The 17,408-nt window shown below is 44.2% G+C and carries 17 protein-coding genes; 7 read left to right on the top strand and 10 right to left on the bottom strand.

Annotated features, from left to right (window positions below):
• Nucleotides 1-77: 77 nt before the first annotated feature.
• From BK120_RS01800 to BK120_RS01785, 4 genes are all read right to left on the bottom strand, one after another.
• Entirely contained in the window at nucleotides 78-1,670 is a 1,593-nt protein-coding gene (locus tag BK120_RS01800) for an extracellular solute-binding protein (RefSeq protein WP_076265750.1), read from the bottom strand.
• Between the two features lie 25 nt (nucleotides 1,671-1,695).
• On the bottom strand, nucleotides 1,696-2,592 hold the full coding sequence (locus BK120_RS01795; RefSeq protein WP_256710755.1) for a carbohydrate ABC transporter permease: 897 nt from the start codon (nucleotides 2,590-2,592) through the stop codon (nucleotides 1,696-1,698).
• Nucleotides 2,593-2,594: 2 nt separating this feature from the next.
• On the bottom strand, nucleotides 2,595-3,452 hold the full coding sequence (locus BK120_RS01790) for an ABC transporter permease (protein ID WP_076266106.1): 858 nt from the start codon (nucleotides 3,450-3,452) through the stop codon (nucleotides 2,595-2,597).
• A gap of 355 nt (nucleotides 3,453-3,807) precedes the next feature.
• Nucleotides 3,808-6,132: a helix-turn-helix domain-containing protein gene (locus BK120_RS01785; protein WP_076265748.1), complete on the bottom strand. Its 2,325-nt coding sequence runs from the start codon at nucleotides 6,130-6,132 to the stop codon at nucleotides 3,808-3,810.
• A gap of 328 nt (nucleotides 6,133-6,460) precedes the next feature.
• Here BK120_RS01785 and BK120_RS01780 point away from each other — a divergent pair, with 328 nt between their 5' ends.
• Nucleotides 6,461-6,667 (top strand): sensor histidine kinase, encoded by a 207-nt coding sequence (locus BK120_RS01780; protein WP_305953864.1) that lies wholly within the window; start codon nucleotides 6,461-6,463, stop codon nucleotides 6,665-6,667.
• A 44-nt stretch (nucleotides 6,668-6,711) separates the two neighbouring features.
• Here the strand turns inward: BK120_RS01780 and BK120_RS01775 are convergent, their stop codons facing one another.
• Complete coding sequence (locus BK120_RS01775; protein WP_076265747.1) at nucleotides 6,712-7,038, bottom strand: antibiotic biosynthesis monooxygenase; 327 nt, start codon at nucleotides 7,036-7,038, stop codon at nucleotides 6,712-6,714.
• A gap of 230 nt (nucleotides 7,039-7,268) precedes the next feature.
• Here BK120_RS01775 and BK120_RS01770 point away from each other — a divergent pair, with 230 nt between their 5' ends.
• Together BK120_RS01770 and BK120_RS01765 are read left to right on the top strand one after the other, a co-directional pair.
• Nucleotides 7,269-8,048 (top strand): hypothetical protein, encoded by a 780-nt coding sequence (locus tag BK120_RS01770; protein WP_076265746.1) that lies wholly within the window; start codon nucleotides 7,269-7,271, stop codon nucleotides 8,046-8,048.
• A gap of 172 nt (nucleotides 8,049-8,220) precedes the next feature.
• A complete protein-coding gene (locus tag BK120_RS01765; RefSeq protein WP_076265745.1) occupies nucleotides 8,221-8,988 on the top strand; it encodes a class I SAM-dependent methyltransferase in 768 nt (255 codons plus the stop codon).
• 101 nt (nucleotides 8,989-9,089) lie between these two features.
• Here the strand turns inward: BK120_RS01765 and araA are convergent, their stop codons facing one another.
• Complete coding sequence (gene araA, locus BK120_RS01760) at nucleotides 9,090-10,580, bottom strand: L-arabinose isomerase (RefSeq protein ID WP_076265744.1); 1,491 nt, start codon at nucleotides 10,578-10,580, stop codon at nucleotides 9,090-9,092.
• 308 nt (nucleotides 10,581-10,888) lie between these two features.
• Entirely contained in the window at nucleotides 10,889-11,074 is a 186-nt protein-coding gene (locus BK120_RS01755) for a hypothetical protein (RefSeq protein WP_076265743.1), read from the bottom strand.
• Nucleotides 11,075-11,315: 241 nt separating this feature from the next.
• Here BK120_RS01755 and BK120_RS01750 point away from each other — a divergent pair, with 241 nt between their 5' ends.
• On the top strand, nucleotides 11,316-12,182 hold the full coding sequence (locus BK120_RS01750; RefSeq protein WP_076265742.1) for a class I SAM-dependent methyltransferase: 867 nt from the start codon (nucleotides 11,316-11,318) through the stop codon (nucleotides 12,180-12,182).
• Nucleotides 12,182-12,895, top strand: coding sequence for an RluA family pseudouridine synthase (locus BK120_RS01745; protein WP_076265741.1), 714 nt, complete (start codon nucleotides 12,182-12,184; stop codon nucleotides 12,893-12,895). Before BK120_RS01750 ends, BK120_RS01745 begins: the two co-directional genes overlap by 1 nt.
• Nucleotides 12,896-13,004: 109 nt before the next feature.
• Here the strand turns inward: BK120_RS01745 and BK120_RS35820 are convergent, their stop codons facing one another.
• A complete protein-coding gene (locus BK120_RS35820; RefSeq protein ID WP_256710754.1) occupies nucleotides 13,005-13,166 on the bottom strand; it encodes a hypothetical protein in 162 nt (53 codons plus the stop codon).
• On the opposite strand from BK120_RS35820, the gene BK120_RS01740 reads away from it, so the two are divergent.
• Nucleotides 13,165-14,163 carry a CapA family protein gene (locus BK120_RS01740; protein ID WP_256710753.1) on the top strand — a complete coding sequence of 333 codons (999 nt, stop codon included), beginning with the start codon at nucleotides 13,165-13,167 and terminating at the stop codon, nucleotides 14,161-14,163. The genes BK120_RS35820 and BK120_RS01740 overlap by 2 nt on opposite strands.
• 21 nt (nucleotides 14,164-14,184) lie before the next feature.
• Here the strand turns inward: BK120_RS01740 and BK120_RS01735 are convergent, their stop codons facing one another.
• Nucleotides 14,185-14,589, bottom strand: coding sequence for a MarR family winged helix-turn-helix transcriptional regulator (locus BK120_RS01735; protein ID WP_076265740.1), 405 nt, complete (start codon nucleotides 14,587-14,589; stop codon nucleotides 14,185-14,187).
• A 204-nt stretch (nucleotides 14,590-14,793) separates the two neighbouring features.
• Here BK120_RS01735 and BK120_RS35110 point away from each other — a divergent pair, with 204 nt between their 5' ends.
• Nucleotides 14,794-14,961 (top strand): hypothetical protein, encoded by a 168-nt coding sequence (locus BK120_RS35110; RefSeq protein WP_179089723.1) that lies wholly within the window; start codon nucleotides 14,794-14,796, stop codon nucleotides 14,959-14,961.
• On the opposite strand, the gene gyrA is transcribed toward BK120_RS35110, so the two are convergent.
• Nucleotides 14,942-17,404, bottom strand: a complete 2,463-nt coding sequence (gene gyrA, locus BK120_RS01730; RefSeq protein WP_076265739.1) for a DNA gyrase subunit A — start codon at nucleotides 17,402-17,404, stop codon at nucleotides 14,942-14,944. The genes BK120_RS35110 and gyrA overlap by 20 nt on opposite strands.
• Nucleotides 17,405-17,408 lie beyond the last annotated feature (4 nt).

Here is a 17,408-nt window from a genome sequence, read left to right as displayed (position 1 = left end):
TCCATCCTTTGCTACTCGGATCGGCGATTAACCCTTCCCGAAAAAGTAATGACCACATTCGGGAAGGGCCTTCCCCTCTACTTCAGATGCTCTTTGTTCGTTTCATACCACTCCTGCACTAGCTTCTCTACATTTTCACCGCCCAAACGCTTCCATTCCTTGCGAATATCCTCCATTCCAGCCTGCGGCGTAAGCGCGCCTCCTCCAGTTACGATCTTGGCTTCAATTTGCTGTGCAATCGGAGCGAAGGTAGCAATCAGTTGGCTGACCTCAGGCAGATCAGGATTATAGGCAATGTCCCGTCTGTATTTATTTTTCATCGCAATCTCAAGACCTGCAGCTTTAAGCACGGCCTGCTCTTGAGAAATCGGATCCTGTGCCGCCATCACCGCATACCATTCCGGCTTCGGATCCCATTCGTTCAAGATCGCATACTCTCTTGCATAAAACACTTCCTTCTTGAACTTATCAGCGTCGGTCTTCTGCGGAACCTCGCCAACGAGCTTATAATGAACGTCCTTCTCTCCGATTCTGAGCGGCTCCCAGCCCTTCTCCAGCATCCAGTCCAAAAATTTGACGCCTGCTTCAATTTTGTCCTCTTTCATATTGGTATTAAAAGCGATATACATATTAGCCGGCACTTCCTGGTAAAGGCCGTTTTTTCCGTACTTCGAAGCGACAGGCTCCAAAGGCACAACTTTTGCATCCGGCACATTTTTCTTCAAATCAACAAACTCTGCACCCATCGACCATGAGCCAAGATATATACCAGACTTGCCCGTCGTCCATAGCTGCAGCGAGCGCTGAAAATTCGTATCCGTAATGTATTCCTTATCGATTAACCCTTCGTCAAAAAGCTGCTTCTGCAAAGCAAGCGAATCGGTATACCGATCCAGTATCCGGCTGAAAGTGAGCTTGCCATCTTCCAGATACCATTGGTTCTCGTTATTGAAGAAAAGGGCTCTTAAAATTTGCACACCGTTGTAATTAAAAGTGATTGGAACCGTATCCGCCGTGCCGTTGCCGTCCGGATCGCCCTCTTTGAACTTGCGTGCAACCTCAATTAATTCTTCAACAGTTGTCGGAGCTTTCAAGCCCAGCTTATCCAACCAATCCTGACGAATCATAATGCCATGATTGGCTATCGTTTCTTGTCCACGTGCGCTTGCAATCGCATACATTTTTCCATTAATCGTTAGGAAAGGTTTAAGCTCTGGATGCTTAGCCAAATAAGCTTTGTACGTTGTGCTGTATTTTTCGATATATTCGTCAATCGGCTGAATCGCGCCTTGTGCAGCGAGCTGGCTAATATAGCTGCGGTCATATTCCCATATGAGATCCGGCGCCGTACCCGATGCGATCAGCGTGTTTAATTTTTGCTGCACCTGTGTGCGCGGCACGGGTACCCATTTGACCTTTGCAGGAGCATTCTCTTTGATCCACTTCGTCCAGCGGTTGTTTTCGTAACTGCCTTCCTCCGTTGCCACTTCGCCCCGGTCAAGGATCGATACGCTGATCTCTTTCTTTTGCTCAACCACTGGCGCTGGCGCATCGGTCTTATTCGGCGGTGCAGAAGGTTTTATCGGCTCGGATTTCCCTGTGCAACCAGCCAGCAGTACAACAATTAAGCTAGCCATCATGATCAAGTTACGGATTTTGTTCAATTTCATCAAATACATCATCCCCTTTTCATTATTAGCCTTTAACCGAACCGATCAATACACCTTTTACAAAATGTTTCTGAAGAAACGGATATACGCACAGAATCGGCGTGACCGCAATGACGATAGCCGCAGCTTTAATGCCCTCGGGCGTTAACAAGATTTGCCCCGCACCCTCGCTTCCGCCAGTATTGTTAAGCAGGCTTGCATCCACTTGATTAATCATCTGGTACAGCTTCACCATCAAGGATTGGGAAGTCGTTTTTGTTATATAAAGAAGAACGCTGAAATAAGAGTTCCACCAGCCAACGGCATAGAACAGCGATAAGGAGGCGATAATCGGTTTGCAAAGCGGAAGCATAATCTGCATTAAAACCCGCCAATCTCCAGCTCCGTCTATCGCAGCCGACTCTTCAATTTCATCCGGCAGCCCTTCCATGAACGTTTTCATCACGAACATGTTATACGTGCTGATCAGCCCTGGCAGCCATAATGCCCAATAAGTATCCATTAAGCCCAGCGTCTTGACGAGAATGAAGCTCGGAATGATCCCAGAAACGAATAACATCGTGAACGTAACGAACATTAGCAGCCCGCTTCGCCCCATCAAGCGGCGTCTTGAAAGAGGATATGCAGCCAGTATCGTCAAAATCATGTTCAATGCGGTGCCAACAACCGTGATCAAGACCGTATTGCGCAGGCCGATCAAAATTTGTCCGTCATCAAAAAGCCGATCGTAAGCATGCAGGTTGAATTCAATTGGCCATAGCATCACTTCTCCGGCTGTAATTGCCCGGCTGCTGCTAAAGGATGCCGCCACCTCGTACCAAAGCGGGAACAGGGCGATTAAGGACGAGAGGCCAAGAAACGTATAAAGGATGATTTTGCTAATCGAAGACAGTACAGAGGCTGCGGCAGCATTCCTTTTCACCGTTACCATAACCCCCTTTCGCCGAACTTTCGGATGAGCCCGTTAACGCCTACGACTAAAATGAACCCAATCAAGGATTGGAATAACCCAAGCGCTGTCGTGTAGCTGTAATTCATATTTTGCAAGCCGACCCGGTATACGTAGGTGCTGATGACATCCGCGACATCCAGTACGGATTGGTTTTGAAGCACCAGCGTTTGTTCAAGGCCAACATCCATCATATGCCCCATTCGAAGGATCAATAAGATGGCAATCGTGCTGCGAATGCCGGGAAGTGTAATATGCCAAATTTGCCGCAGCTTGTTTGCACCGTCGATTTTGGCTGCTTCATAAAGCTGGGGATCAATTGAAGCCATCGCTGCTAGATAGAGAATCGTGCCCCATCCCGCTTCGCGCCAAATACCTGATAACGTATACACAACAGGCCACCAAGTCGAATCCGCCATAAAATAAACGGGCTCGATGCCAAATTGTTTTAAAATCAGATTCACAATGCCTGTGCTCGGCGATAGGATCGCAATAACGATTCCGCCTAGCACAACCCAAGAAATGAAGTGAGGCAAATACAACAGATTCTGGATCGTCCTTTTGTACCATTCTCTGCGCACCTCGTTAAGCATCAGGGCAAGGAGGATAGGTACCGGAAAACCAAATACGAGACTATAGATGTTCAGCAGCAGCGTATTTCTAAGAATTCTCCAAAAATCCAAGCTTGCGAACAGCATTTGAAAATGATGAAAACCAGCCCATTCGCTTCCCCATATTCCATCAATAAACCGGTAATTTTTGAATGCGATAATCTCGCCCGCCATCGGTGCGTATTTAAAGATGACATAAAACAAGATGACAGGCAGAAGCATCAAATATAAGTGACGATCCCGCTTAAGGCGTATCCAAATCGTCCTCCCCCCCTTTATGTTCCGTCTACAATTCGATCGTACACAAAGCTCGGGAAGCTGAATATAGACATGTTCTGTGCCAGGTGTCTTTTATTGTGAAAAGGCCCAGTCACCTTTCTTGAACAGGTTCATTCTTTTGCTGTGAAACGGAAGAAATCCCGCCATTACAAGCAAAAACGCCTTCAGCATCCTCTGGATGTTGAAGTATATTTGATGGAGAAATATAAGCTCTCTATAAGCTGACAAACTTATAAATTCTTATATTACAATGAAAAAACCGGGGCAACGCCTCCGCTTTGGAAGTGTGCCACCGGTCTTACGTTCGCTCTGTGTCTTGCCCTGGTTGTTTGCTGATGGCTTGCTCGCGGAACTCTGTCGGTGTCATCCCTGTAAATTTTTTAAACGTCCGCAGGAAGCTGCGGGTATTCATATATCCAATCGCTTCGGCGATGTCGTTCACCTTTTTATCCTTATTAGCAAGCAGTGCTTTCGAGGCGTCAATTCGAATTTCGATTAGATAGTCGATAAAATTTCGTTCGGTATATTCTTTAAACTGCTTGCTAATATAGGTTGGGCTCAAATGAAACTGTTCAGCGAGCCGATCGAGCGACAAATCATTTTCGTGGTAATGGGCTTGAATGTAGGTAAGCATCCGCTCAATCGTGTCATTTTTCCCTCTCAGGCTTCGTTTGCTCGTAAGCTTAGCAGCCAGCTCCTCAAGAACAGCGAGGACGAGGGACTCTGCTTGCTTCCAATCCTCACTGTGCTCTATCTTCTCATAAATGCTGTCCAAGTTGCCCATCGACTCCTCAGGACCGATTCCGATTGCATCCGCAACCTGCAGCGCCTTCACGATTAAATCGAACGAAAACTGGCGGATGAGGTCAGGAGGCAAGCCTAGTTCCACCGCCTTCTCGAAGGCTTGATGCACATCCTCCTTTATTTTATCCGTTTCCGTCTGCTTGAGCGCCTCCATAATTCGAGTTGCCTTCCGGTTCAAACGGTAATAGTCTTGACTGTCCGGCGGTTGCAAATCCTCGATTGAAATGACGGAATGGCTGCCAAAAAGCATCTTGTAGCGGAGCGCCTTTCGCGACTCGCCGTAGGAGCTTTGAATATCGCCGAGTTCCTTGACTCCTCTGCCAACGCCCACCGTGGCGACTAAGCCGAATTGCTTTTTAATTACCTCAAGTATCCATTCCAAAATTGCGAGCGCGCGCAACTGGTTTTGTTCTGCTTCGCCTTCTGCGAAGCTAAAGACAAGCGCCGCTCGTCCGCCGCCTAAATCGATTGCGACTCCAGCATCCTCTTTGCCCATCATCTCCTCCGCCACGTTGCAAAACACATACGTATACAACGTTTCATCACGCGGGCTTAAGCAGCCTTCTGGCTTGCCTATTTCTGCTGTACATACAAGGTAGCGCTCTGAATAGAGTTTAATGCCTGTAAATTCAAAGTGATGCCGCAAAGCTTGGTAGTCCGTTCGGTAGCCGGTCAGCATATCCATAATCAATCTCCATTTGAGCACGGATTTGGAATCCCGCACATGCTTCTCCAAATGCTCCCGATCCTCCATCATTTGCTCAAAGACCGTCTCCAAATAAGTGAACCCCGCCGTATCAAATCCGCGCTTCTTATCCGGTTGGTAGGTGCCTGATAGCTTGCTGACCAGTCGATCAAGCGGCTTGAAAGTTAATCGATTGACGTAGAACAATACAATTAGCGCTAGAACGATCATTACGCCAGCTAATATAAATAAAAGATTGCGGGTAATCTGAAGCGGCTCGTAAATTTGTGATTCCGGCATGATGCTGACCATTTTCCAACCCGTATAGGCGGAAGTTCTGTAAAATACGGTTTGCGGTTCGCCGTTCAGCTTGACTGATAGGGAGCCGCTGCCTTCTGCTGCGAGTACATTTTTCATATAGGGCAATTGCTTTAAATTTTGGTAAAGGAGCGTTTTGTCATCGTGGCTGACGACTTTTCCATCTGCATCGAATATAAACAAATGGCCAGCCGAGCTTTCCTCATAGACCGATTTAATCATATCGTAGAGAACAACCTCGTTAATGTTAACGGCAACGATACCGTTGCGATAACCGGGACTGCTGAGCGTTGGGTAGGAGCGCACCAGTGTGACAACGTTTTGTGTTGTCGTTCCATCCCACACCGGATGAGTCGTCATCCACTTGAAATAACCCGGCATGTCCATATTATCAGCCAGCCAGTTGTCTACCGATGAAATATCATTCATATAAGCCTTTTCGGTCAAAATATCGCCGTTTACAGCAGAGTAAACGAAAATGGATGAGAAAGTGGGATTGGCGTTAATAAAGTTTTTTAATTTTGTCGTAATCACATAATAGTTGCTGTATTTTTGGGCATCGTCATTGTAACTATCCAGCATGAAGTAGACGAATTCGAGCTCTTCCATAAGCGCGAGTAAATCTTTCTCGGTTTGACGGAACGCCACTTCAATCTTTTGGTCAACTTGCTTGAGTAGTGCGAGATTCGTATTGGTCAGATCGGCCTCAAGCGGACCAACCGTACCCCGGTAGGACAACCAAAAGGTTAAAACAATAATCAGCAGAAATGTGCTTCCGTAAATGATCATCACTTTTCCCGAAATGCTGGATTTCATTCCAAACCTCCTCACGGGATGCAGCTTGTTCATTACTATATGCATCATATGAGTTTGGCATTATACATTCATAGCTTCTCTATCAGGATTGAATACAAATTCTTCTGCTTCTATAAAAACTGTGGAAGGGTATCCTACTCGTCTTAAGCGATATGGAAACTTCCAAAATACAAAAGCTAATTGATGCGTTCAGAAGTTAATTGCGTATTAGTTATGATTTCTTAAATACGAATCAATTTGTATCTATTGTACATGAGCTAGAGTGGCATATTAATGCGCTTTCAAGAAGGAATGCTCTGTATTCAAATAAAAAAACCACAGCCACGTTATCGAAATATCGATTGCAGATGATGGAATAGGAATGGACGAAGAAGAATTGGGGCAACTGTTGGATGAGAAGTATAACGAACAACGAGGAATAGATTTATTGAATACGGATCGCCGATTAAAACAGTTATATAGTCATGGACTTGTCATTGCAAGCAAACATAATTTTGGAACCACGGTAACATTCCAGATTCCCAAAAATGAATAAATAAAAAAAGCGACATTGCCCACCAAGGGTAAGTCGCTTTCTGTTTATTTGCCAAAAGTACCTGGTTTGATTTTTTTTACATCATACATATTTACCGATGAATCAACGATATATGAAGGACGCTGCTCATCTTTTTTGTTCCGATGGCCAGCAATATGGACGGGATCTTTCTCCCAATTTTTCCAAGCCTCATCAGACTCCCAACGGATCATAATAACAACTTCTTCCGTTTCTTTTGCTTTTCTATTCACCATAATATTAATATCGATAAGACCTTCCTTGCCATCAATATAGCCCTCTTGCCCAAAATTGTCGACAACTTGCTGTGAATTTCCCTTTTCCACTACAATTGATCTCAATTGAATGAACACAGTAATCCCTCCTATATCATTTTAAAAACTACCATTTAACTATATCGATAACGATTCTCATTGTCAAATAAACATTGTTAAAATGTTCCTATTCAGGTGGCTTATTTTTCTCCCCTCCCCATCTGATTTAAATAAACGACTAAAATTTTATTAATCGTCAGCAAGTAACGACTAACATGTCAAAAAAATGATAAAATAGATGATGATAATACCAAAAAGGCGGAGATTACATGGGACATCCATTCATTATTGAACCGATATCGTACATTGGCTTCGAAAACGAAGCAGAGCAAATAGAAAAATGCAAGGAATGGGGTTTGCTTTCTGAGAAGGCTGCCAAAACAAAAGTATTTTTCTATAAAGGAAACGGCGTGAATCTCGAATGCACTATTATTGGTTATGTGGATAAAATGACTGCTGTCATTTCGTTTGAAAATGAACAAAAGCATTGTATTCACCCCTCCTACTTAAAGGAAATGCAAGCTTCTAGTTATGGCCAGAAGACTTCCAATACAGTTGAAGAGATTGCACCTGTACAAGAGATTGAAGCTGATAAAATTGACGTTCTGCTAGACACATCACAAAATAATGATGCAGCAGCGATTTCGGAGACGATACCAGCGCCTGATTCCGTTGAAGAAGTACATAAAGAACCTAAAGCAGCAGCTGCTCCAAAGGAAAAAACCAAAAAAGAAAAGGCACCAAAACTGCAGCTCCCTGAAGATAAGATCAAGATGGTTGCAACAGTAAAAGAATTTACGACTGTACCTAACAATTTTTCTGACACAGATGACGAGGTTGTTATATACAACGCAGTAGCCATTCAAGATCCTGCTATGGAAATCGGCGATGCGTGGTCCAGCCATAGTGCTACCCTCAAAAAACTTGAGCTGGAAATCGGCGATATCCTTCATTTTGAAGGAAAAATAGTCGCTAAAAAGCTTACTAAGCACCCTGTTCCTTACAAAATCAATAACCCTGCAAAAATTCAAAAAGAAAAATCAGAATAAACCCATTCATATTTGAGGTATACCATGAGCTTTGCTTCTAACCTACAGGAGTAAAGCTTTTTTCTGATCCAATTTTATAGTTTAAAACTATAAAGTAGATAGGAATAATATATTTCACTTATATACAATCTTTGTGTGAGAATATGATTACCAATAGTTAGGGGATGATATTATGCCTTCCGGCCAATTTTGGAAAACCGAATTATATGACAACAAACTGGGTTTTGTATCTGAGTATGGGAAGGAAGTTGTTGAATTATTAAGTCCTGCCCCAGGCGAGAAAATATTAGATGTAGGGTGTGGCACTGGAGATTTGGCCTATGATATATCGAAAACAGGAGCAACAGTTATAGGCATGGATTTTTCTGCGGAAATGATTGAAAAAGCACGAGTGAAATATCCAACCATTCATTTTTTCACTGGAAATGCTGAACAGTTTCAGTTAGATGAAACATTTGATGCTGTATTCTCTAATGCGGCATTGCATTGGATGAAAAATGCGAAACAAGTGGTTGAAAATGTGTGGAATGTGCTAAACAGCGGAGGCAGATTTGTTGCTGAGTTTGGCGGCAAAGGAAATGTTAATCGAATAGTAAAAGCAACAACAGATGTGCTTGATGAGGATTATGCTATTGATGCAGAAAAGTTAAACCCTTGGTTCTTTCCGTGCATTTCAGAATATAGCCATCTACTTGAACAACAAGGCTTTCGAGTAACTTATGCCGTTCTTTTTGATCGGCCTACGAAGATGGAAGACGGTGAAGAAGGACTAAGTCACTGGTTATCTGGTTTCGCAAATCAATTTTTCGCTAATGTATCGGAAGAAGATAAAAAGTTACTATACGCTAAAATAGCCGCAAGAGTAAGAAATGATTTATTCCATGATGATACATGGTATGTGGATTATGTGCGAATTAGAGTAAAAGCTATTAAACCATAACTTTAAAACACCCTATAAATAGAGAAAAAGACTGCTGCTTAACCTTGTATGGTTTTAAGCAGCAGTCTTCTCTATTAAGAAGCAATCAGATGATAGGATGATTAACGAATACGATAGCTGAGATCGTTCCAACGAAGCTCGTTGCGAACACTGCGAACCGTCGAATGCTTATCGATTACTACGGTTTCAATGCCAACTTGATCCGCCCAGTCTACAAGCTGCTCAGTCGTTACGACGTATGAGAATACGGTGTGATGAGCTCCGCCAGCGTAAATCCAGCTCTCGGCTGCATCTCGAAGCGATGGTTCTGGTTTCCACAACACTCGAGCTACTGGAAGCTTCGGCATTTCATGGGTAGGTTTTACTGCATCCACTTGGTTAATGATCAAGCGGAAACGATTGCCTAAATCGATGAGCGAAGCATTAAGCGCAGCACCAGCGCGTCCATCGAATACAATCCGTGCTGGATCCGCTTTGCCGCCGATGCCAAGCGGATGAACTTCGATTTTCGGACGGCTATCTGCGATTGTAGGACATATTTCAAGCATATGTGAACCAAGTACAAGCTCGTTGCCTTCTTCAAGATGATACGTATAGTCCTCCATGAATGAAGTTCCTTTATTATTGGCAATCAGCTTCATCATGCGAGTAAGCGCAGATGTTTTCCAGTCGCCCTCGCCGCCGAAGCCGTATCCTTGCTCCATCAATCGTTGCACCGCAAGACCTGGAAGCTGCTTCATGCCATGCAAATCTTCAAATGAAGTTGTAAATGCAGAGAAGCCGCCTTCTTGTAAAAATGCTTTAAGACCAAGCTCAATGCGAGCCTGCTCGCCAATGGAAGCCCATGAAGCCGCATTGCTCCGTGTCTCGGACGAGATATCGTACTGCTCGTTATATTCCTCAAGCAGCTGCTTCACTTCTGAATCTGAAACCTCATTCATACGAGCAACAAGATCACCTATGCCATAACCATTAATCGACCAGCCAAACTTGATTTGTGCTTCAACTTTGTCGCCTTCCGTAACCGAAACTTGACGCATGTTGTCACCAAAGCGAGCTACTTTAAGATGACGGCCTTCGTTTACTGCAATTGCAGTGCCCATCCAGCTAGCAATACGCGAACGAGTAACGCCATCCTCCCAGTGACCTGTAACGACTTTGCGCTCAAGTCCTAGACGGGAAAAAATATGTCCGTATTCACGGTCGCCATGCGCGGATTGATTCGTATTCATAAAGTCCATATCAATCGTTTCCCAAGGAATATCACGATTGAATTGAGTATGGAGATGAAGTAATGGCTTACGCAGCTCAGACAAACCATGAATCCACATTTTTGCCGGTGAGAAGGTATGCATCCAAGTGATGATGCCTGCACAGTTCTCATCCGCTTTCGCTTCTAAGCAAAGCTTAAAGATTTCTTCTGGAGTTGTTACTACAGGTTTAAATACAATTTCGGATGAAATAACAGAATCATCATTCAATGCAGCAGCAATAATACGTGAATGCTGTGCAACCTCTTCTAATGTTTCTGGTCCGTACAAGTGCTGGCTGCCGGTAACAAACCAAAATTGATAAGGCTTAACTTGTAACATGGAATGGTTCCTCCTCAAGTTTTGCGAATGCAAAACAGCTCCGTAAGCATTCACTTTAAGTTTTGCGAATGCAAAACAGCTATGTAAGCATTCACTTTAAGTTTTGCGAATGCAAAACAGCTATGTAAGCATTCACCGAGTAATAAACGTAATTTTAGAGATAACGCCTCTTCTCAACTTGTACGGACATTAGTGCTAGTTATCACTGGTATGACGATTCACTTGTACATACAACTTGACTCACGTTTATCATACTCCGAACCATAAATGTTTTCAATATGCAGCCCCTATAAAATTTCTAAAGAAAATCAAATTTGTTCCAGTCGGTATGTATAGCCGCAAAATGAACAACGAAATAATACGCTTTTATCGCCAACTTTAATAGTAAGCCTCTCATCGTCCTCGATTTCAATATACTCTCTGCCCTGCTCGTCCCGATCTCCCGTAGCAAACATTACTGTTTTATTTCCGCACTCGCACTCAAAACTCATCATGATATTGTTACTCCTCTATTATTGTAGATTTACTAAATTATGCTCTTTTTTACACTGATTTTTGCTCTGTCAGCAACAGCATTTACTTATTTGCTGTAATAAACAGCCATTTTCATAACTTACGAATAAATACCAGCCTCTAAATGCGTCGCTTTCATTGCTTCATTGTGTTAGCTTCGATATAATTATCGTTGACATTATTATATTACAAAAACAAGGTCAAGGAAGGGTTACGAATAACATGTACATAGCAGATAAATGGGTAGACTACGAGGTTATAGATACAGGAGACGGAGATAAGCTCGAACGTTGGGGCAATTATACACTCCGCCGTCCAGATCCACAAATTATTTGGCCGATCACAAATGAAACAGGTCTTTGGAAAAATGCCGATGGCCATTACCATAGAAGCAATTCCGGTGGCGGTCAATGGTCGATGAGCGAATCATTGCCTGAGCGCTGGACAATTTCTTATGGCGAACTAAACTTCCATATCAAGCCGACAAACTTCAAGCATACAGGATTATTTCCTGAGCAAGCCGTTAACTGGAGCTGGATGATGGACAAAATCCGTAATGCAGGACGTCCTATTCGTGTCTTGAATCTCTTTGCCTATTCGGGCGGTGCCACCGTTGCAGCCGCAGCAGCAGGTGCTGAGGTATGCCACGTTGACGCAGCTAAGGGTATGGTCCAATGGGCAAAAGATAACGCCCAGCTGTCTGGACTTGAGTCCGCTCCAATTCGCTATATTACGGATGACGTGTTCAAATTCGTTCAACGCGAACAACGCCGTGGCAAGCAGTATGATGCGATTATAATGGATCCACCTTCTTATGGACGTGGCACGAATGGTGAAACATGGAAGCTCGAAGAAAATTTGTTTCCTTTCTTACAATCCTGTACATCGATTTTGTCTGACAATCCATTGTTCCTACTCATCAACTCCTATACAACTGGATTATCGCAATCTGTTCTGCACAACCTGCTGCATATGACAATGAATGCCAAGTATGGTGGCGAGATCAACTGTGGAGAAATCGGATTGCCGATTACGAAATCCGGCCTTAATTTGCCGTGCGGAATACTGGGACGTTGGGAGTCTAAGTAATGACGATCAAGGTTCTGTTCGAGGACAATCATGTAATAGCTGTCGTTAAACCGCCTGGCGTCCTCTCACAAGAGGATGACACCGGCGATGCAGATATGCTTACCCTGCTTAAGCAGGATATAAAGGAACGATACAACAAGCCGGGAAACGTCTTTCTCGGCCTCGTTCACCGTCTTGACCGTATGGTTGGCGGCGTTATGATTTTTGCCAAAACCTCAAAAGCTGCGTCCAGATTATCCGAATCGGTTCGCAGTAGACATTTTGGCAAAACTTATGTTTGTGTTGTACAAGGTACGCCAAAACAAACTCAAGCGCGTTTAACTCATTATATTGTAAAGAACAGCAAACAAAATCAAGTAACCGTCTATAACAAACCCATGAATGAGGCTAAAGAAGCGATTTTGGATTACGAGGTAGCAGCTGTATCTGGCCGTTATTCATTGATTGCGGTGAAGCTGCATACCGGAAGGCCTCATCAAATCCGTGCACAGCTTGCTCATATCGGCTGTCCGCTCGTAGGTGACCTGAAATACGGCGCGAAACCAACAAGCGGCATATCCGAAATTGCGTTATGGTCAACCTCGGTTTCAGTCCCTCATCCTATAACAAAGGAATGGATGAGTTTTCGTTCTGTTCCAACCGGCTCTGATGTTTGGAATTGGTGGACTAGTTCGCAGCTAGAAGACGCCTCCAGTATGCTAAGCAATACGTAACAAGGAAGGACGAAATACTAATGCGCCGTAAAAGGCACCGAAAAACAAATTCTATACTATTATTACTAAGTTTACTTGGCTTACTGGTTATATTTTTAATGCCCTCCATTTACGAGAGGGCTTCTGCACCTGCCAGCTCGCTTCCTACAGCTTCAATTGACCCCACTCCTACTGAGCAAGCAGTCGTAACCCCTTCACCATCTCCTGAACCGACAGCACCACCAGAGCCTGTTTTTGCCGATGCCGTATGGATGGCCGTAGGCGACATCATGATGCATACGCCCCAGCTGCCCGGAGCTTTTGACAAGAAGACGAATCGATATAACTTCAAGCCGTTTTTTGCAGAGGTTAAACCGATTTTGGAGCAAGGTGATTGGGTTATTGCCAACCTAGAAACACCAATTGCTGGTGTGGAATATGGCTATACTGGATACCCAACGTTTAATGCGCCAACCGAACTTGGAGAAGCGATCAAGGATGCTGGATTTAACTTAATAACAAATGCCAACAATCATTCACTTGATAAAGGCGAGTCAGGTGTGTTTCGCACTCTCGAGAATTTAAAGAAGCTTGGTCTTCCAAGCAAGGGAACAGCCGCATCACAAGAAGAAGCAGACCAAGCTGTCCTATCCGAGAAAAATGGCATCGTGATGGGATTGTTAGCTTACACCTATGGAACAAATGGCATTCCAATTCCTGAAGGCAAACCTTACCTCGTTTCGCTTATTGATGAAGAGAAAATTAAAGCAGACATCATACGGCTGCGTGAAGCAGGTGCTGACTTTATTACCGTTTCTCTGCATTTCGGAACTGAATATCAGATTATACCGAACGAAGAACAAAAACGTCTCGCTCGTTCGCTTGTCGCTGCGGGTGCAGATATTATTGCCGGTTCGCATCCCCATGTTGTCCAGCCCTATGAAGTGCTTGAAACAACCGATGAGAATGGTCATGTAAAAAAAGGACTTATTATTTATTCTATGGGAAATTTTATTTCTAATCAGCGGGGCGAATCGAAGGATTACGGAGTTATTTTTAAAGTTAATGTTCGTAAAAATATGACAGAAGGCACAGTTACTATCACTGATGTTGAATCCATTCCGACATGGGTGCATCGCTACAAGCCTGATCGTTCCTTTCGATATCGCATCTTGCCAATCGAAGAAACATTAGCTGCTTCAAATGATACCTTGCTAACGCAAGCCGACTACGAGGTGCTCCAAAAAAATTACGATATGCTGCGCAATCGGCTCGATTCTATGAAATAAGCGTTGAATAGCGAAATCAGATTACAAATTTGCTACTTTGCCCAACAAGTAAACCAGCAGCTGCTGGTTATGAGAGGAAATGCGGTCCAGCGATTGTTCGATCATTTGAGTCCGAATCGTTGTACCGCGCTCCGCCTCCGCTTTGCCCTTCTCCGATACAGAAACCCAAACAATTCTTCGATCATGATCATCTCTTGTACGTTCAATGAGCTCATTTCTTTCCATTCGATCCAACAGTGTTGTAATTGCAGCAGGCGTAGTCGCTAAATATTGGAGCAGATCAGATGGCTTCATCGGTTGGTGCTGAAGCATCAGCTCTAATACATTCAGCTGCCCTTCTGTCAAAGGAGCAAGCGATTGTTCCAAGTTATTTTTCCATTCACGCGAAAGCTTCGTCCATAATCGAGTAAATTCTCCAGACACCATACTCCCACACTCGCTCTCTGTCAATTTCCATCTATTTGCTATTTATTATAGCAGTCTTTATTGTCGAATAAAAGATTAACCCAATTAATAATTTGCGCTATTAATCGATATATTGTTGAACATTATGACAGCGTTAGACATACAATAAGGCGAAAGCCCAGCGCTATGTCTATTCATGCTTAAACAGTAAGGAGCGTGCACCCAGTGGAAGAAAGAAAAGCTGTAATCATTCAAAAAATTAAAAATTATGGCATTATAAAAGACCCACAATGGCTGGACCGCCCGGATGAGCTGGTACCATTGTGGGTCATGCTTGAAGCTATTTTGGAAGTCATTGAACGGTTTGATCCGCCTAATCGACCTTTTGATTAGTGTCTGTTATGGAACGGGCAAGCGTGCTCGTAATAACGTCGGTTTTCTCTACTGGGAATATGAGCTTGCCTATCGATTTGCGATCTTCAATTGGTGCTTTCTCCGATGTAGCAGAAAGCTTCGCTCCTGATGAGGTAATCGCTACGATCTCTTTGGCTGCCTTGCAATAATAAGCCCCAATCAGTGACGAACCGTTTGGACGCACTCGTTTGCCTTCTTTAAATTCGAACGTTTGAACACCCTTGCCGCCTCTGCCCTGAATTGGATAATCCAGCAGCAAAGTACGTTTGGCGTAACCGATATCGGTAATGACGAGTAATTCGCCTTCATCCTCAGCAACCCATTCCGCGGTGACAAGCTCGTCTCCATCCTTAAGCTGGATACCTCTTACGCCTGTTGCAACTCTGCCCATTGAATTGACTTCGGACTCTGTAAACCGAATACTCATTCCCTGCTTAGTAATAAGCATGATTTGCTTCGAACCATCACTCAAAACAACACGAATGACTTCATCGCCCTCTGAAACCTTGCAGGCTGCAACCGCAGTGGATCTTGTAGTTGCGTATTCCTTAAGCTCCGTACGCTTGACTTGGCCACGTTTCGTTATGAAAACAAGTGATGCTGTAGATGCCAAAATATCTTTAATTGGAATGACGCTTACGATCGAATCATCCTTCGGAATAGGTACAACATTCACTATCGCTGTTCCGGTATCTTTCCATTTGAATTCTGGAATCTGATGGACCGGCAGCAAATAATATTGACCTTTGCGCGTAAAGAGCAGCAAATTGTCAATCGTATTGACTTCAAGCAACTCTCTTACGAAGTCGCCTTCCTTGACGCCTGCGTTTTGCAGCTCGCCTCCGGATCTCGTAAACGAGAGCATGCTTGTCCGTTTTACATAACCATCCTGGCTTAATGTAACTAGAACATCCTCTGGTGTAACAAGAACTTCGAGGTTAACTTTCAGCTCTTCGATCTCACCGCGCAGAACAGAACGGCGATCAATGCCATATTTGGTTTGAATCTCAAGCAGTTCATCCCTAATAACACCAATCAGCTTCTTCTCGCTAGCCAAGATCGATTTCAAGTAAGCAATCTTCTTCATCGCTTCCTTAAGCTCTTTCTCAAGCGTCGTAATTTCCAAGTTCGTTAAGCGATAAAGCTGTAAAGTAAGGATGGCATCTGCTTGACGAGCGGAGAAATCGAACTTCGCAACCAAGTTGTCTTGTGCATCCCCGCGATTTTTGGATGCTTTGATCGTCGCTATAACTTCGTCTAATATGTTGAGCGCTTTGACAAGTCCTTCTACAACATGAGCGCGATCTTCCGCCTTCTCAAGATCATATTTCGTGCGGAAAGTTACTACTTCCTTCTGGTGATCGATATATGCCGATAATATTTGTTTAAGACCAAGCTGCATCGGTGTTTTGTTCACGATTGCGACCATATTGAAGCTGTAAGCTACCTGCAGATCCGTTTTCTTGAACAAATAAGCCAGAATACCTTGTGCATCGGCATCCTTCTTAAACTCAATGACGATGCGCAGACCATTGCGTCCGCTCTCATCACGCACCTCTGCAATGCCTTCGACCTTCTTCTCTAGCCGAATGTTTTCCATCGCGGTAACCAACCGTGACTTAACGACCTGATATGGAATTTCAGTAATGACAAGCTGCTGCTTGCCTCCGCGCACATCCTCGATAGCCGTCTTAGCACGAATGTAAATGCGACCTTTACCTGTAGCATAAGCGTCTCGAATGCCTTCTTCGCCCATAATAATGCCGCCAGTAGGGAAATCCGGACCTTTTACATAGGTCATAAGTTCTTCTTGCGTCAGCTCTGGGCTTCCCATAAGGGCGATACACGCATCAATAACCTCACGCAGGTTATGAGGCGGGATTTCCGTGGCAAAGCCGGCAGAGATGCCGCTGGTCCCGTTTACGAGCAAGTTGGGGTACCGCGACGGCAGCACAACCGGCTCCTTCGTTGTATTATCGAAATTATCCTTGAATTGTACCGTTCTTTTCTCTATGTCACGAAGCAGCTCCATCGCAATTGGCGATAGACGCGCTTCCGTATAACGCATAGCTGCAGCTGGATCATCATCCTGAGAACCCCAGTTTCCGTGTCCATCAACGAGCGGATGTCCCATTTTCCAAGGCTGTGCCATCCGTACCATGCCCTCATAAATCGATGAGTCACCATGTGGATGGTAGTTACCCATAACGTCACCGACTGTTTTAGCTGATTTGCGGTATTGCTTGTCCGGTGTATTTCCTGAATCATACATCGCATATAGAATACGACGCTGCACGGGCTTCAAACCATCGCGAACGTCAGGAATGGCACGGTCCTGAATTATATACTTTGAATAGCGTCCGAAGCGGTCGCCTACCACTTCCTCCAAAAACGCCGGTAAAAACTGTTCCAGCATACTCATGCAG

The sequence above is a fragment of the Paenibacillus sp. FSL A5-0031 genome (assembly GCF_001956295.1).
In the GTDB taxonomy this organism is placed as follows: domain Bacteria; phylum Bacillota; class Bacilli; order Paenibacillales; family Paenibacillaceae; genus Pristimantibacillus.
The sequence above is the reverse complement of the archived record's forward strand: the minus strand, read 5'-3'. Positions and strand labels throughout refer to the sequence as shown.